The 16,412-nt window shown below is 47.8% G+C and carries 12 protein-coding genes; 10 read left to right on the top strand and 2 right to left on the bottom strand.

Features of this window, described 5'->3' with window-relative positions:
• The first annotated feature begins 817 nt into the window (after nucleotides 1–817).
• The 8 genes from LG211_RS18040 (at nucleotide 818) to LG211_RS18005 (ending at nucleotide 12,538) form a co-directional block, all read left to right on the top strand.
• The gene (locus LG211_RS18040) at nucleotides 818–2,215 is read left to right on the top strand and encodes a sigma-54 interaction domain-containing protein (protein ID WP_253020116.1); all 1,398 of its coding nucleotides are present in this window, start codon (nucleotides 818–820) and stop codon (nucleotides 2,213–2,215) included.
• A gap of 194 nt (nucleotides 2,216–2,409) precedes the next feature.
• Nucleotides 2,410–3,531 carry an alanine dehydrogenase gene (locus LG211_RS18035; protein ID WP_253020115.1) on the top strand — a complete coding sequence of 374 codons (1,122 nt, stop codon included), beginning with the start codon at nucleotides 2,410–2,412 and terminating at the stop codon, nucleotides 3,529–3,531.
• Nucleotides 3,532–3,601: 70 nt separating this feature from the next.
• Nucleotides 3,602–4,729, top strand: a complete 1,128-nt coding sequence (locus LG211_RS18030; RefSeq protein ID WP_269478141.1) for a YkvI family membrane protein — start codon at nucleotides 3,602–3,604, stop codon at nucleotides 4,727–4,729.
• A 719-nt stretch (nucleotides 4,730–5,448) separates the two neighbouring features.
• Nucleotides 5,449–6,156: an Ig-like domain-containing protein gene (locus tag LG211_RS18025; RefSeq protein ID WP_253020114.1), complete on the top strand. Its 708-nt coding sequence runs from the start codon at nucleotides 5,449–5,451 to the stop codon at nucleotides 6,154–6,156.
• A gap of 186 nt (nucleotides 6,157–6,342) precedes the next feature.
• Nucleotides 6,343–8,406, top strand: a complete 2,064-nt coding sequence (locus LG211_RS18020; protein ID WP_148397224.1) for a helix-turn-helix domain-containing protein — start codon at nucleotides 6,343–6,345, stop codon at nucleotides 8,404–8,406.
• Nucleotides 8,407–8,641: 235 nt separating this feature from the next.
• Nucleotides 8,642–9,760, top strand: a complete 1,119-nt coding sequence (locus LG211_RS18015; protein WP_148397225.1) for an alanine dehydrogenase — start codon at nucleotides 8,642–8,644, stop codon at nucleotides 9,758–9,760.
• A 15-nt stretch (nucleotides 9,761–9,775) separates the two neighbouring features.
• Complete coding sequence (locus LG211_RS18010; RefSeq protein WP_269478140.1) at nucleotides 9,776–10,846, top strand: NAD/NADP-dependent octopine/nopaline dehydrogenase family protein; 1,071 nt, start codon at nucleotides 9,776–9,778, stop codon at nucleotides 10,844–10,846.
• 15 nt (nucleotides 10,847–10,861) lie between these two features.
• Nucleotides 10,862–12,538: an APC family permease gene (locus LG211_RS18005; protein WP_269478139.1), complete on the top strand. Its 1,677-nt coding sequence runs from the start codon at nucleotides 10,862–10,864 to the stop codon at nucleotides 12,536–12,538.
• A gap of 287 nt (nucleotides 12,539–12,825) precedes the next feature.
• On the opposite strand, the gene LG211_RS18000 is transcribed toward LG211_RS18005, so the two are convergent.
• A complete protein-coding gene (locus LG211_RS18000) occupies nucleotides 12,826–13,443 on the bottom strand; it encodes a TetR/AcrR family transcriptional regulator (protein ID WP_148397228.1) in 618 nt (205 codons plus the stop codon).
• A 295-nt stretch (nucleotides 13,444–13,738) separates the two neighbouring features.
• Between LG211_RS18000 and LG211_RS17995 the strand changes: the two genes are divergently transcribed.
• Both LG211_RS17995 and LG211_RS17990 read left to right on the top strand, forming a co-directional pair.
• On the top strand, nucleotides 13,739–15,004 hold the full coding sequence (locus LG211_RS17995) for an MFS transporter (protein ID WP_148397229.1): 1,266 nt from the start codon (nucleotides 13,739–13,741) through the stop codon (nucleotides 15,002–15,004).
• Nucleotides 15,005–15,119: 115 nt separating this feature from the next.
• Nucleotides 15,120–15,752, top strand: a complete 633-nt coding sequence (locus LG211_RS17990) for an HAD-IB family phosphatase (protein WP_253020111.1) — start codon at nucleotides 15,120–15,122, stop codon at nucleotides 15,750–15,752.
• Here LG211_RS17990 and cyaB read toward each other — a convergent pair.
• Nucleotides 15,716–16,288, bottom strand: coding sequence for a class IV adenylate cyclase (cyaB, locus tag LG211_RS17985; RefSeq protein ID WP_253020110.1), 573 nt, complete (start codon nucleotides 16,286–16,288; stop codon nucleotides 15,716–15,718). The two genes, LG211_RS17990 and cyaB, sit on opposite strands and share 37 nt — an antisense overlap.
• Nucleotides 16,289–16,412: the final 124 nt, after the last annotated feature.

The following is a 16,412-nucleotide window of genomic DNA, read 5'->3' as shown; positions in this document are numbered from 1 at the left end:
ACAATGGTCTTGCGTAGATTATAACATGCGAGCACAGTCGAGCATGCTTCAAACTACGCAACCTTACGGCAACGCCGCTACAATGGTCTTGCGTAGATTATAACATGCCACAAAGCCCATTGGAACTTCAAGGTGTCTTCGTGAAGGAATAAAATCAGACGATTCGAGGAAGGCACAATTTAGTAGGGCCAAGGCTGGCGCACAAAAGTGAAGGATGTCTGCACCCCGTGATTTATGGTAACAACACCAGGCCCGACTTGATACTTTATCGACTTTTCCAAAAGCTGATATGAAAGAAACGATCAGTAAATGGAGGGTTTTTCTCAAATTCCGATAGTTTCCCTTCGTGCCGACTGGCTGATTGGGACAAAACTGTCTGAATCCCCGATAGAACCCGCTCCTTTTGATAGTTTGCCCAATGGCGTCCCAAACGCTGCCCAGCAGCTAAGCAGTAAATTGATAAAGGATGAAATTACCGCGCTGGCCTTTCTGGTTCCTGCGCTCTCTTCACTTCCCCACCCCGGCAATCCCAAGCACTCTCCGCTTTTCCGTTCAGGAACTCCCACGCACTCCGGCACTCCCCAGCCCCACCGTCCGCCCACTCCTCTTGGCGCTCGGGCAAAAGACATGGTCCAGGGAAGTCTAAAAATACTACCTAGAATTCTATTTTTATCTCCCAACCCAATTGTAATGCGATATAATATCTAAATATAATGATAATAAATCATTGTTATATTTAATAAAACGTTCTCCCATCGAACTGCCATTTTCGATGTAATGGATACATGTATGAAAATTTGTGAAGGAGTTGGAAACCATGCGGGGGATTAATTACAAGGAAATCAGCGACATTTTAAATTGCATCAGCGACGGCATCTTTATCACGGACGGCGACGGAAATATCCTGCTGTTAAACAAAGCATCCGCGGATTTATGCGAGTATGAAGAGGAACAACTAATCGGCCGGAATGTGGAAGATTTGATCAAAGAAGGCTATTTTGAAGAAAATGAAGTTGTTTCATTAAAATGCATTAAAAGCGGCAAGGAAGAAAGTCTCATACAAAAAGGGGAAAACGACGAGCACGAGCTTACGGTTACAGGAATCCCATTTTTGAAGAACGGCAAAGTGGAAATGGTAGTCGTAACTGAGCGGGATGTGACCAACATCAACCGTTTGGAAAGGGAACTTCGAAAAAATAAAAAACTAGTAGAAAAGTATAAGACCCAGCTGGAACGATATAAGGAGAATGAGAAGAAAAATTTAAAAGACATCATATTCGACAGCAAAGAGATGGAGGACACAATCACCATGGCGGACAGAGTGGCGAAAAAAGATATAACGGTTCTCATCCAGGGGGAGTCGGGGACGGGAAAAGAAGTGATCGCCAACTACATCCATCAATCCAGCGATCGGCGCAGCAAGCCGTTCATAAAAGTAAACTGCGATGCGATTCCCGAAACTCTGTTCGAATCTGAGCTCTTTGGATATGAAAAAGGAGCCTTTACCGGAGCGTCGGAAAAGGGTAAGCCCGGCCTGTTTGAACTGGCCAACGAGGGAACGTTGTTTCTGGATGAAATCGGAATCATGCCGCTGTCGCTCCAGGGCAAAATCCTCAGAGTCCTTCAAAACAGGGAAATCATCCGCGTAGGGGGAAAGGACTATATTCCCATCAATGTGCGGATCATAGCGGCGACCAATGTCAATTTGAAAAACGCCGTCAAAGCAGGAGACTTCAGGCTGGATCTTTACTACCGCTTGAATGTGGTGCCCATTGTCATCCCGCCTCTGCGAAATCGAAAGGAGGATATCATTCCCCTTGCCAGGTATTTTCTGCAAAAATACAACGAGGAATTTGACTCCAACTTAAAGATTGACAAAAGCGGATGGGACGTTTTGTACAAATACCAGTGGCCGGGCAATGTCCGCGAGTTGGAAAACATCATCAAACGCCTAGTCATCATCTCCGATGAGCACGAAGTCACCGGTCCCCAGGTGGCAGAACAGCTGGATTATTTCGACGTGGGCATGTCAGGCGGCCTTTTCTTCTGCAATGATCTGCGTACCAGCGTTGAAGAATACGAAAAAAACCTGATCATGTCTCAGATGGACTACTATAAGGGAAGCCGGGAATTGGCGGAAGCTCTGGGAATCGACAAATCCACCTTGAACAGAAAAATCAAAAAATACGGGATAAAAAACGCCTTGATCGATTGAAGGTTCTGCCGGCGCAGTTTGTCCCCAGCGGTGCACGAATGCGCCGCTTTTTTACGTTCCGAATTTGATGAAAAAAACAGAATATTGAAATTTCAACATTTTAGATCATGGACCTAACATGGCACGCTGCTTGCACTTATAAAGGGTAACAGCTGTTAATCTACAACAACAATGATGATATGGGAGGTAACAGGATGATCATAGGAACACCAAAGGAAGTAAAAGAAAATGAAACCAGGGTCGCAATGACCCCCAATTGGGCCAAGAGACTGGTGGGTGCGGGGCATGAAGTCTGGCTGCAGAAAAGCGCGGGCGAAAACAGCGGCTTTGCCGATGAAGCTTATACGGCCGTCGGCGTCAACCTGGCTGATTCCGCCGAAGAAATTTATGAAAAAGCGGAGTTTATCACCAAAGTTAAAGAACTGCAGCCGCAGGAATACAAGCTGATCAGAGAAGATCAGATGATTATGACCTGGTTTCATTTAGCAGAAGACTACGATAAGCCGATGGCGCAGGCATTAGTAGATCAAAAGAGCATTGGCCTGTCCATGGAGCTGATCGTTCTCGACGATGGATCAAGGCCGACCATGAAACCCATGAGCGACATCGCTGGCAGCCTGGCTATGCTGGAATCGGTTAAATATTGTCAGACTATGAATGGCGGAACCGGGCTTCTTTTGAGAAAAGTATACGGACTCCCCACACCGAGGATCGTGGTTTTGGGCGGAGGCCATGCGGGGTTCAATGCCGCGCAGGTAGCGGTGGGACTGGGATTGCAGACTACTATAGTCGAGGCTTCTTGGGACCGGATCGACTATTTGAAAGCCGCGCTTCCAGAAGCGGATGTGGTTTTGTTCGAAGAGAACGTCCTGGAAAAGATTTTGATTGACTGTGATGTTTTCATCAACTGCATATACCCTTCCCCGGAGCCGGGAACGAGAGAACCGCTGGTAAAGCGCTCAACTGTAAAAAAGATGAAGAAGTGTTCCTTGATTATGGATATAGCAGGAGCTGAAATCGTGGAAACTTCCCATTATACGACCCTGGGAGATCCGACCTTTACAGAAGAGGGCATTCTCCACTACTGTGTGCCTAACATGCCGTCTCTTTGTCCAAGGACAGCAACCGAAGCACTGCTGATGATTACCGGTCCTTACATCCTCAATATTGCCAACAAAGGCTTGAAAAAAGCGGCCGAGGACGATCCCGCGATTCGCAGATGCATCAGTACGGTTAACGGACAGATCGTTCATCCTGAAATTGGAATTAACCAGGAAATGCCATATACGGAGTTTGACTTTTCAATGTTGGATTAATTTATACAAGAAATCTTTAACGCCACATTCTGACCAATTATCATCCAAATAAGGAAGAAAGGAAATTGTTATGATAAAAATTGGAAGGAGCGAAGTGCGTATCAGTATGGTGATCAAACTGGCTGGTGCGTTCTGCGCATTCCTGATCGGGGCGGGATTCGCTACAGGCCAGGAAATCATGCAGTATTTCACCAACTACGGAATCGGCAAAGCCATCGGGGTAATGACCATCAACGCGCTGCTTGGCGCATGGACGTCAGCAGCAGTTATGAATCTGGGAAACGAAAGTAAAGACGTACAGGGGCTGGAATGTTACAAGAACTTATGCGGTAAATATGTGGGAACGCTGTTGTCCTGGTTTGTCCCTCTCTTCATGTTCCTCACGCTGATGACCATGATGGCCGGATTCGGCTCCACCTTCAATCAAGTGTTCGGCGGGCCGGAATGGCTGGGTTCTCTGATCCTTGCAGTAGTTGTAACACTCGTTGTACTGCTGGGGCTGGCCAGCGTCATTGACACCATTGGATTCATAGGGCCGACGATCATCGTCGTGACCATGGTGATGGCCATCGGCGTAATCGCAAAACATGGCGTGGATTTTGCCAACTGGAATCATTACATCACCACCCACGATGTACTGTTAGCCTCCAGCTCCTGGGTAATGGCGGGGATTTTATACGCATTATGGAACATTGTTATGTGTCTGCCCTTCATGTCGGCCATGGGTTCGAAAGCCAAAAACAAAACAGAAGTAGTTACAGGCGTGGTATTAGGGAACGTGTTGTTCGCTGCGGGCGGCCTATGCCTGGTACTGGCAGAGGGTTCCCAGATCGATTTGATTGCCGATATTTCCGTTCCGGCACTGGCAATGGCGCAATCCTTGTCGCCAATCCTGGGCGTGATTTACGCCGTCGTTCTTGCGCTGGCCATCTTTACCACGGCAGTACCGCTGATGTGGTCTGTAGCAGCCAGACTTACCAAAGAAAAGACAATGAAGTTCGCCATTGTATGCGTCATCATCGCAGTCTTAGGCTTCTTCGGCTCCTATCTGCCCTTCGAAACGCTGGTCAACATCGTAACACCTGCGGTAGGTTATGTGGGGCTGATCGGATGGCTGTTTATTATATGGAGAGATATCAAACTGGTTAAAGCAGCGCTGGAAAAAAGGCGGCTGCCAATGCCAAAAGACGGAGAATAATTGATTTAGAAATGCAAAGGAGCTGCCGTATTCAAATAGGTGACGAATGCGGTCAGCTCCTTTCTCGCACGAATTCCGCCTTTGCGGCGGATTGAGTTGAATCGGGAAAATTTTATTGAAATGTTTTGCTTTTTACGCAAACTTCAAGGTTTGCGAGGCCTGATATTGTGAAGAAGCAGATATTGCTCCTTGTTGCTATTATCGTGAGGGCGCAGCCGTTGCAAATTGCGTAAAAACTTGAATTCATTTTAATTTTTTTCCGAAAAATCGATGATGCTTGAAATTTGCTTCAGCAGGCAGCCCCAGGCGGGCACAGCTCAGAGTCAAGTCCAGACCCCGAATTTCAGTTTTTTTGCCGATTTCTATTCGATATGGGCAAAAACAGGATGCTTGTCCATAGAAAAATTGCAGGTTAGATATTAATTTGCTCTGATTCGCAGGTACATATGAATTAGTTTGCACAAAATTGACCTGCCAAGGCGCATGTCCGCTGGATTGTAGCCTCAATTTGGCCTCAAAAGGCCAAATTTCTATGGACATTGGCGGCAAAAACCTCGATTTCGAATAGAAATGGGATAAATTACCAAATTGGGGGCCAGCTTATTTGCCTTTTATATCTTTTTTCCTTGAAAATCCAAACAGTTACGATTACTATAATGATCAGGGGGGTGTCCGTAAGGGGTTGGAGAATTATCCGGAATGATGAAAAGGAGGAAATTATGAAACGGTTAACCAGGTTGGCTGCTCTTTGTTTGATGCTTTTCGTAGGCTGTGCGTTTACACTTCCTGCCCATATGGGCACATTGGAATCCTATGCAGCGGCGAAGGTAAAGATCAGCAAGACCAAAGCTACTGTGGTCAAAGGAAAGACCGTACAGCTCAAGATGAAAGGAACAAAAGCAAAGGTAAAATGGAGTTCCAGTAAAAAATCCATCGCAACCGTAAATAAAAAGGGCAAAGTAACCGCCAAGAAACCAGGAAAGGCGACGATAACAGCAAAAATCGGCAAAAAGAAATATCAGTGTAAAATAACAGTGAAGAATCCCACCACCAAGCTAAACAAAACAAGTCTGACTCTCCAAGTTGGAAGCAGCTATACGCTGAAAGCCAGCAGCAACGGCAAAAGCAAAAAAGCGACCTGGACATCCAGCAATCCAGCTGTTGCGGCAGTAAATGCCTCAGGCGTTGTAACTGCCAAAGCCGCCGGAACCGCCAAAGTTACGGTCAAAATGAACGGCGCATCGAAAGTTTGTTCTGTTACCGTGAAAGAAGTTGCGGTCAATCCGGCATCCGATTATGTATATGTGTCAGCCACAGGCAGGAAATACCATAGAGTTGCCACTTGCAGCAATATGGCAAGTCCGCAGAAAATTCTGTTGAGCGATGCAAAAAAACAAGGATACGAACCCTGCGCCAAATGCTACTGATTGCCCAAAAGCGATCTTTCCACATTCCAATGAAAACCCCGTAAAGCGGCCATGCTTACGGGTTTTTTCATGGCCACAAGGCATATTATATAGATATAACCACTATGTTTTGATATAATCAATGAAATAATATATATGCGGCAGCGAGCAAGCAGGTAAGTGGATAAGTTGTAAGGAGGACCCAAGATGATGTTGGAAGAAAAAGTGCAGTACCCCCAGGGTATACCCATAAACGTTATTATGAGTTCCATTGAGGAATATCCCATCCATTACCACGGCAACGACTTGGAACTGATCGTCGTGATGGAAGGAACCATCAAATTGATCATTGGCTACCGGACAATCCTGCTGAAAAAGGGGGACGTGTTCATTGTCAATGAAGATGAACTCCACAGTATGTACTCCGGCGCTGCCAACAAAATCCTTACCATCCAATTTGACCTGAACTTCTTTGTCCAATATGTGGAAAGCCTGGAATTTTCCTATATGATGTGCGAAACCTATCTGGACGGCAAGAAGATCGAAGATTTGAACATAACCTTGACCTCAAAGATCCAGCAGCTGATCCAGCTGTATGTAAAAAAAGGGGCCGGCTTCTCGAAAAAGCTGACCTCATTATCAATCGACCTGCTCACCTATATGAAAAGCAATTTCGAATATTTCTCCATTTATGAAAACCGCTATTTTATCAACAAACTGGATTTAAAGGATAATCCGGCCAATGTGAACCGCATTTGGGAAATCTATAAGTTCATATACGAAAACTACGATAGAAAAATCACCCTTCAAGAGCTGGCCGAGGAAAAACACTTCAGCATGTATTATCTTTCCCATATCATAAAGGACTTTATCGGCATCTCCTTCAAGGAACTTCTTAATTTTTCCAGGGTGGAGATTTCCGAAAAGTATTTGCTGGAAACCGACATGCGGGTCAGTGAGGTGGCTTTGACATGCGGTTTTTCCGCGACTCGGTATTATGTAAAGGCTTTCGAAAATTGGTACGGTCAGACCCCGGAAGAATACCGGACACAGAGACTCAGCCATGCAAAAGCGGAAATAAAGAGGGATGTGCTGCCGCTGCAGGCGATCCTGGACTGCATCAGTGAAGAGCGGACAGAAGAGCGATACCGGGGCAACCCCTTGCTGCGGGACTTCTATTCAAAAGTCATTCCTTTCAGCGGCCAGTCGGCCAGGATGAAGAAAAAGCTCAATCGAAACAATCTGATTTTCATCACAAGGGAATGGGGAACCTCCGGCTTGATCCGGGATAGCCTCTTTGACATTCTGCGCAGCAAATTTGAGATCGGAGTACTGATTTCCACTGTCAGCGGCAAGCTGCAGCAGGAGCTGTCAAAGGCACTGGAGTTCATGGATGAAGAACACTTGGATAAGGCCATTTACCTGTTCAACAATGATAAAAATATGCAGAACCATATCAACTTCTTTGAGACACTGGCGACAATGATGCAATTTCATAGCCCGGGCACAAAAAAGTTTACCCTGTTTATCGCGGACAACAGCTCGTCCCCGGGAAATTTTCAGTATTTGCTGGATTATCTGGAACAGAATACGCCGCTCGACGATTTTTTCTCGGTGGAGCCGATCTGCTGCGAGAACCTGATGCTGGACCATGACAGTTATGTGTTTGATTCCATTTGCGGGACTCCCTATTTGCTTCACGATCTACTGCGCGGCGATAAAAGGACCATATGCCCCCTGGTGGATGGGGAAAGCCCGTCTGCCGACATTTTAGCGGGAGGAAGCGGCCTGACAGCATGGAACGGATTGAAAAAAGCCGCCTATTTTGCCTGCTTATTTTATGCCATGCTGGGAGAGGAAGTAACGGCAGAGAACCAAGACTATATCATTACCCGTAAAGAAGACAGTTACCAGCTGCTTTTCTACGACTACTATCAGGAAGGGTATAAAAGAATTAAGTCGTTCACCAGCAGAGAAGAGGTTTCCGGGATTTTTGAAGAAGGAGTCCCAAGCAGTGAATACATTGTGGAAATCAACCATTTGCGGGGAACCTACAAAATGACCAGACTCAAGTTGGGCGATGAATGCTGCCTATTCTATAAATGGGCATCCATGGGATTTCCCCAAGGACTGACAAAATCAGAAACCATTTTGCTGGAAAAAAGCATATTCCCGGAAGTGACTTATGAAGTTATCACACTGGAGGGAACAACGGATTTATTCATCCACTTGCCCCGCTTCGGCAGCGAGCTGATCCTCTTGGAAAAATGATGAACAAGGATTATTTTTAAGCGCATTGACGTAGAAATTTTACGTTTTTGCGTTTTTTTTATGCCCTTTTTAATGTTTTTGCGATTTTTCCGGGCAGGGTCGCTCGGCCAAAAACAAACCCGATAAATTGGACTAAAAACGTGAAAATCCAAGGGCAAACAAATAATTGAATACTTTGATAATTATGATAATTTAGTTACTAACATATTGTTTGACGCATAGACAGGAGGTCATTATGATTATCGGAATTCCAAAGGAAAAAAAGGATCAGGAAGCCAGAGTAGGGTTAACTCCAAAGTGGGTAAAAAAACTGACCATGCAGGGGCACACCGTTTATATTGAAAAAGGCCTGGCCCATCTAGCGGGCATTGCAGACCAGCAGTACCTGGATGCCGGCGCGGAGATTTTACCGACCACTGAGGAAGTTTATCTGAAAAGCGATATGATCGTAAAACTGAAGGATTACATGCCGTCGGAACGGAATCTGCCGTTTAAAGAGGGACAGATCATCGTATGCTTCTTCCACCTGGGAGAAGTGGAACCGGATCAGCCCATGGTGGATAAGCTTTTGGAATCCAAGGTAACGGGCGTATCTCTGGAATTGATCCAAACGGATACAGGAGCAAGGCCCATCATCATGCCCATGAGTGAAATCGCAGGAAGAGTGGCGGTAATGTGCGCCTGCCAGCACTGCATGCTTTCTGATGGAGGGGCCGGAATCAGCCTGGCGGCCATCAGCGGAACCCAGAAGCCCAAAGTCATCATTTTAGGCGGAGGCACATGCGGGTCCGCGGCAGCGGATGTGGTTTTGGGATTGCATGCGGATGTCACCATTTTTGAATCCCAATACAGCAGAATCAATCAGCTGAAGGATCTGATGCCGCAGGCTAATTTGCTGCTTTGGAATACCGATGAATGCGCCGAGCTGATCAAAGACTGCGATGTTTTGATCAATACCATCTATCCATATCCGGGCATGGAATATCCGCTGATCACAAGAGAGATGGTGAAAACGATGAAGAAAAAATCCCTGATCGTCGATTTGGTCGGATGCGATATTATCGAAACGGTCAAATATACCACAATCAGCGATCCCACTTACGTGGAAGAAGGCGTAGTGCATTTCGGCATCGACAACCTGCCGGCGCTGGTTCCCAAAACCTCCAGCGATTTGTTCGCAAGCTCCATTTATCCCTACGTGGAAGCCATTGCTAACAAAGGCATCAAACAAGCATGTCTGGACAGCAAAGAACTATCCAGATCCATGAGTTTTGTCGGCGGAGTACTGGTTCATAAGGATATCGCTGATACCCATAATATGGACTACACACCGTTTGACACGAAGATGTTATAAGAAAGAGGTGATCTTATGAATGTTGCAGTTTTAGGAGCAGGCAACGGCGGACAGACCATGGCCGCTGATCTGACCCTCCAGGGACATCGGGTATCCCTGTATGAAATGCCTGAATTTGCAGGGCCGCTGCAGACCCTTTTTAAAAACAAGGTAATCACACTCAGCGGCTTTCTTGAAGGAAGAGCAGAAATCCACTGTATGACCACCGATCTTGCTGAAGCGATCCGGGATGCGGACATCATCTTCATCCCATTGCCCGCATCGGCCCACAGAAATTATGCCAATGCTCTTGCCGATCATGTGAAGGACGGACAGGTGATCGTCTTGATGCCGGGGACTTTGGGCAGTCTGACCTTCAAGCGGATCTTCAAGGAAAAAGGCGTGACCGCCGATGTGGCAATCTGCGAAACAAGCTCACTGGCGTATGATACGCGCATCGAGGAGCCGGGCAGGATCCATGTATTTGCGACCAATCCCGATTTGCTGTTTGGGGTGATGCCTTCCAGCAAGACTGATGAAGCATACAAACTGGCATCCAGCTTTTATTCTCTGAAAAAGGTGGATGACGTTCTGGCCTGCGGGCTGCACAGCTTAAATCCGGTGCTCCATATACCCGGCTGCATCCTCAACTCGGCCCGCATTGAACGTTCAAAGGGCCAGTTCTATCTATATGAAGAAGGAATTACCCCTTGTGTAGCAAAGGTCATGGAGCAATTTGAGGAAGAGCGGAAAGCCCTTGTGGAAACTTTAGGCTATCCCTTCATGTCCCTGGCCGAAGAGTTGGCGGAGGGGCGCGAGCCCAGAAGCATCTGGGAAGAGGTGAACGGCTGCGAGAGCCTCGAGTTCATTAAAGGCCCCACTTCTTTGAAGAACCGATATTTTACGGAAGATATTCCTTACGGACTCACGGCCTGGATCGCCCTTGCCGATCTGCTGTCCGCCGATGTGCCGGTTATGCGGTCGCTTCAGATGCTGGGCTCGATTTTAATCGGATACGACATGGCCGATATGGTGAGAACCAAAGCCGATATGGGCATTGACGGCCTGGATCGTGATGCTTTGCAGGCATATGTGCATGATTTTTAAAGAGAGGAGGTTACCATGAGTAAACCTACGAAGGAGCAAGCAGTCAACATATATGACAACAGTAAAATTGTCCCTCAAAATGTCCGGCTGTACACCATGGTATTCTTGATATTCAGCTTTTGCTGCGGAGGATGTTTTGGCATTGAGGATATAATTTGCGTCAGCGGACCGGGCCTGGGCTTGCTGTTGATTTTAATACTGCCCATATTCTGGGCCGCGCCGCAGGCCCTTACGGCGGCGGAACTGGGTTCAGCGCTGCCCTACACAGGCGGATTTTACAAGTGGATCCAGAGAGGGCTGGGAGAATTCTGGGGTTTCTGCGCAGGATGGTGCAGGACTCTGGCTCAGTATTTTGAGATGGGCGGATATGTTGTCCTGGGCGTTTCCTATTTGAGTCTGGCGGTGGAGATGACCGAAGCCCAGGCGTATATGGTGAAAGCCGCTGTTATCATAATCATTACCATTATCAATCTTAGAGGAATCAAAGATGTTGGGGCCGTAACCACCGGCATCGCGATTTTAGTACTGGTTGCTTTCGCAGCCGTGACCGTCCTTGGTTTTATGAACTGGAACCAAAGCCCCTTTGAACCATTCTACAATGTGGATGAAGGCTTTGTCTGGAGTCTGTCGGGTTCATTGGCGGTGGCTATGTGGATTTATTCCGGATTTACATCTGTTTCCACGGTGGCCGGAGACTGCAAGGATAAGAGTGTCGTCTGGAAGGGGCTGCTCATCGGGATTCCTTTGATCGCCGCGGTATACTTCCTTCCGACTATCGCTACCCTGGGATCCGTGGGACAGTGGGCTGACTGGGGACCGGACGGGGTCAACTATATGACCGTGGCCGCCCAGTTTGCGGGACCGGCCTTTGGAATCGGCTTTGCCATCATTGCTTTCCTTGCCAATGTTTCTACTTATAATACGGCCATGACGACCCTTTCAAGAGGCTTTTACGCCATTGCGGAGGATTGCCTGGCGCCAAAGGTACTGACCAAAGTAAGCAAAAAGAAGGGGATCCCGGTATTCGCGACCTTAACGATCTCCATCTTTACCCTGATTTCCGTTCAGTATTCCTTTACCATGCTGATCACCATTACCGTCACGCTGGTCATCGTCGACTATGTGCTGATTTGGATCGCGGGAATCCGTCTCAGAATCAAAGAGCCAGATCTGCCCAGACCCTTCAAAGTACCAGGAAACACGACCGCATTTGTATGTCTGGTCACGCCGGGAATCCTCATCGCTGCATTCTCCCTGCTGATCAACGGCGCCGACTACTTCCTGGGAGGCATGGTGGGATTGGCGCTGGTGCCAGTGCTTTATATCATCATTAAGCGGGTTTGCGGAGGGCTGCATAAGCTGGATCCGGTAAGGCATCCCATCAATCCCAAAACCAAGCTCTGCTACGGCGACTTGTTCAGGATTGCTCTGATTTTCATCGTATTCGTCGTATTGGGCATCATCGCTTACTTCTTTATGCCGATATATGAAGGCTCCTGGGGCCCTGAATATTATGCGGAAACCTATGGATTCGCCAACGCCTATCAAGTCATCACCCAGGGCATCCTTTGGATATCCATCGCATATGCGGTCATCGCAGTGATTTTGATCATCCTTGATCGAAAGCTCGACCCTAAGGACCAGCGGCCGAAGGTAGAGTCCTTTGTTCTGGAAAAACAGCCGCAAGAATGATCCATTTTGTGAACTGCTGGGAATACGAAGCATTCGGGCCCGAAGGAGCGGGCTCGGATTCATAAAAGGTGAAAAGCAAAATTATCGCTGGAGCTTGTTCTGGTGTAAGTTTACGATGATTTTTCATCGCGGGAAAAGAAAAACAGCTGGAAAAGCGATAATTTCCAGCTGTTTTCAGGCAGATTGGCAGCAAAAAAGGCCAGAAATCATCGCTGGGAAGGCTGTCAGGAGCAAATCGCGATGATTTGCTCCCGGCCCCGGGACCTCGGTTGTGGATGAAAAAAGGGTTATGGACGGTGCCCGGGCTGAGCGATCTGAAGCTCCAGCACCTCGTCCAAAATCCGATTCAGCTTTTTGCGGCAGAATTCAGGCGTGTACTGATCGATGTTGGACCACTCAAACTGGGACATCAGGTAGACGCCCATAATGATATCGACAATGTCCGACGTTTCGATATCGTTTCTCAGGGAGCCCTGGGTCTGGCCCTCCCGGACCAGCTCCTCGAAGATGCGGATCATATTGACTCTGGTGGCGTACAGGGGGCTTCCTTCGCAGGAATTCAAATAAGTGATCTTCCGGGAGAGGCTGATGTAGGGGATGGCATCAAGGATAAACACCTCCAGAACGCGGCGTATTTTTTCGACTGCGTTTTTTTCATGGGCCAGATCGTTGGCAACCAAATCCCGAATCTGCCCCAGCTCCTCTTCGGCGATTCCGATCAACAGGCTTTCCTTGCTGGGAAAGTAATTATAGAGGGTGGCCTTGGACACTTCCGCCCGGTCAGCCACATCCTCAATCGTTGTATTTTCATAACTTTTGCTGCTGAACAGCCGGCGTGATTCCCGGAGGATCCGCGCACGGCACTTTTTCTTGTTCAAGGCCCTGCGAGATAATTGCTCTGTCATAGGCGGACGCGCCTCCCTTCCCTCAGCTTCACAATCCTTTGCAACCAGCCGTATCTCAACCGGAGACAAAACGAAGCCTTCCCAATACTGCGCTGCTTTTACAGCTATTTTACACCAAATGAAAAAGCGAGACAACATCCAATGTTGTACTTGACACAAAATTTTGACTACAGTATAATTAAACTGAAAATTTAAACAGGTTTGAGGCTTTATGCAGGGCTGCGAAAGACTTGGATTATGATTGGAACAGAAAAGAGGAGTGAGGACTCACCCCTCTGGAGGGAAGTGAATAACAATGAAAGAACAAGATTACCGTGTATATGGCTATCGATGGGTAGTTCTGGCGATTTACGGATTGTGTACCGGCGTCATCCAGCTGATGTGGACGACGTTTTTCTCAATCACCACAGACGCATGGAAATACTACGGTTTTACCGATGCGACCAAAGGCGAGAGCGCCATCAGTCTCTTGTCCATCATCTTTATGGCGGGGATGATCATCATTTCCATCCCGTCCCTGGCTGCCTTCGAGCGGTTCGGGTTTAAAAAAGCGGTGGGATTTGGCGTCGTTCTCACCGGAATCTGCGCCCTGCTTAGAGGAATCTTCGGAGAAAGCTATGCTTTGGTTCTGGCTGTGACCATCGGCTTTGCCATTGCCCAGCCGTTCCTGCTCAATTCACCGGGACTTGTTGCAGGCAAATGGTTCCCCGAACGGGAGCGGGCTACGGCCAACAGCGTAGGACTGCTGTGCAGCTATTTTGGTATGTGCGTAGGACTGCTTTTAACACCGCTTCTTTTGGAGGCGGGTATGACCATCCGCCAGATGCTGCTCACTTATGGGGCGGTCGGCATCGTGGCCGCGGCGCTGTTTGTCATCTTTGTTAAGGAAAAGCCGCCGACACCGCCGTGCTCTGAGGATGAGGCCGTGCGCTCCGACTTTAAAGAAGGCATTCGTTTCGCCCTCAAGAAAAAGAACTTTATTCTGGCCCTGCTGATGTTCTTCTGCGTATTCGGCGTCTTCAATACCTTCTTTACCATGATTGAACCGATCCTGCGCAGCCTGACCAACGAAGGCGTAGATGCGACTCAGGTGGGAATCATCGGTGTCATTATTTTGGGAATCGGCATTATTGGCAGCTTGATCATTTCGCTTATTTCCGATAAAGATAAGCTGCACAAGAGGCTGCCCTATATGATCATCGTCAATATTATAGGATGTATCGGCTTCGCCCTTTTCCTGGCTATGAAAGGATTCGGCGGATTGACTGTGGCCGCGGCTCTGTATGGATTCTTTATCGTAGGAGGCGCGCCGCTGACCCTGACCTTTGCTGCGGAGTCCTGCTATCCGACCTCGGAAGGCACATCGGAAGGACTTTTGATGTTTGCCGGAAATGTGGCGGGCGTTATCTTCCTCGGCGGAGCGGCTCTCTTCGGCGGAAACCATAGAATGCTGATGTTCGCCATGATTGCGGTCACCATCTTCTACATTGTGCTGATGTTCTTCGCAAAAGAAGTCAAATTGGAGAAGAGGAAAGAGGAGAAGGAAAAAGGGATTTCGTAAAAGGCAGATCCTACATAAAACAATCACAGATAAGGTATAAATCAGAAACGAACAACACATAGTAACGGAAACAAGGAAATTCTTGTTTCCGTTTTGTTGAAAAAAGGGAGAGCATATGTACGATAAAATTTTGTTTATAGACTTTGATGGGACCATTACGTCGGAAGAAACCCTGGACGGGGTTCTCCGGAGACTGGCGCCGAGGGAGCTGTATGAAGAACGGGCCAGACAGATGATGTCCGGGAAATTGACGCTGGCCCAGGTTGTGCGGGAAGGATTTGAATCCATTCCGTCGGATAAGTTTCCGGCAATTATGGAGTACCTGGACACAGTGCCAATAAGGAAGGGCTTTACGGAACTTTTGGACACGGCGGATCAGCGGGGCATCCCTGTAGTAGTTATTTCAGGCGGGCTGCGGCAGATGATTGAGAGGAAGATCGGTCACCTGAAAGATCGGCTGCTGGGTATGCATTATGTGGATTTGGATTTGTCCGGCCCTTATATGCAGCTTCGTTCCGACTATGAAGAGGGCGCGGAAATTCTGGCAAAGACCAGGGTCATGGCCCTTTACGACTATAAAACCGCCATGTGCATCGGGGACAGCTATACGGATGTCAACATGGCGGCCAAGGCCGACGTGGTCTTTGCCAGGGACAAGCTGGCGGAAATCCTGGACCAAAAAGGAATTTCGTATACGCCATGGAATGACTTTTACGATGTGGCGGCGGCCATCAAAAGCTCCAAATAGGATTGCCGCAGAAGGTTTTCCTTCGGAATTTGAAAAGAGGCGAGTAAATCGAGAAGCTGATCGATGACCGCTTCTTTTTTTGTGGTTTCATCTTTTTCTACCTGTTCCAGTTCGATAAAAGAGCCAAGACCGTCTACCTGGTCCAGACAGATGGTGATGTTTTCGCGGTGATAGTATTCCCGCTTCTTTCGCACAGTCATGACCTCCGTATACCCTAGTTTTTTCAAAAGCTCTCTCATGACAGAAAAATCGCCCACGGCCGTTTCCAGTTCCGGGCGGGTCTGGGAGCGGTTGTCCACTTTGCTGCCTTTATAGGTAATGAAGGTTTTAGCAGCCGGACTGTCCGCAGACAAAACAAGACTCTGCCTCAGCCTGAGAGCCTCGTCGGTCTTGCGGAAATCCCGGTCGTTTCCATTGAAGTATAAATCGGTTTCTTCTTTGCGCAGACCCTTGGTGAAGCCTGTTTCTTTTAACGCATCTCTCAGCTGGCCGGTATTGATCCCCGAAAGAGATGCTTTTAATTCGATTTCTAGCATGCGATCACTCCTTTTTTCTTTTTATTATAACGCAAACTTCGCCTCAGCAGATGGCTTTTTCCCCATTATTGGCAGAACATTTCACGATATTCAACCCGTGGCCTTGCTGCTTTGCCCCAGTCTA

This window comes from Hominibacterium faecale (assembly GCF_020734085.1).
GTDB classification, from domain to species: Bacteria; Bacillota; Clostridia; order Peptostreptococcales; family Anaerovoracaceae; genus Hominibacterium; species Hominibacterium faecale.
Note: the sequence above shows the minus strand (reverse complement) of the source record. Positions and strands in the feature narration are given on the sequence as shown.

Coding starts and splice junctions, on each gene's coding strand:
- LG211_RS17990 (WP_253020111.1), top strand. CDS start 15,120: ATGTACGATAAAATTTTGTTTATAGACTTTGATGGGACCATTACGTCG.
- LG211_RS18025 (WP_253020114.1), top strand. CDS start 5,449: ATGAAACGGTTAACCAGGTTGGCTGCTCTTTGTTTGATGCTTTTCGTA.
- LG211_RS18010 (WP_269478140.1), top strand. CDS start 9,776: ATGAATGTTGCAGTTTTAGGAGCAGGCAACGGCGGACAGACCATGGCC.
- LG211_RS18020 (WP_148397224.1), top strand. CDS start 6,343: ATGATGTTGGAAGAAAAAGTGCAGTACCCCCAGGGTATACCCATAAAC.
- LG211_RS18005 (WP_269478139.1), top strand. CDS start 10,862: ATGAGTAAACCTACGAAGGAGCAAGCAGTCAACATATATGACAACAGT.
- LG211_RS18000 (WP_148397228.1), bottom strand. CDS start 13,443: ATGACAGAGCAATTATCTCGCAGGGCCTTGAACAAGAAAAAGTGCCGT.
- LG211_RS18035 (WP_253020115.1), top strand. CDS start 2,410: ATGATCATAGGAACACCAAAGGAAGTAAAAGAAAATGAAACCAGGGTC.
- LG211_RS18030 (WP_269478141.1), top strand. CDS start 3,602: ATGATAAAAATTGGAAGGAGCGAAGTGCGTATCAGTATGGTGATCAAA.
- LG211_RS17995 (WP_148397229.1), top strand. CDS start 13,739: ATGAAAGAACAAGATTACCGTGTATATGGCTATCGATGGGTAGTTCTG.
- LG211_RS18015 (WP_148397225.1), top strand. CDS start 8,642: ATGATTATCGGAATTCCAAAGGAAAAAAAGGATCAGGAAGCCAGAGTA.
- LG211_RS18040 (WP_253020116.1), top strand. CDS start 818: ATGCGGGGGATTAATTACAAGGAAATCAGCGACATTTTAAATTGCATC.
- cyaB (WP_253020110.1), bottom strand. CDS start 16,288: ATGCTAGAAATCGAATTAAAAGCATCTCTTTCGGGGATCAATACCGGC.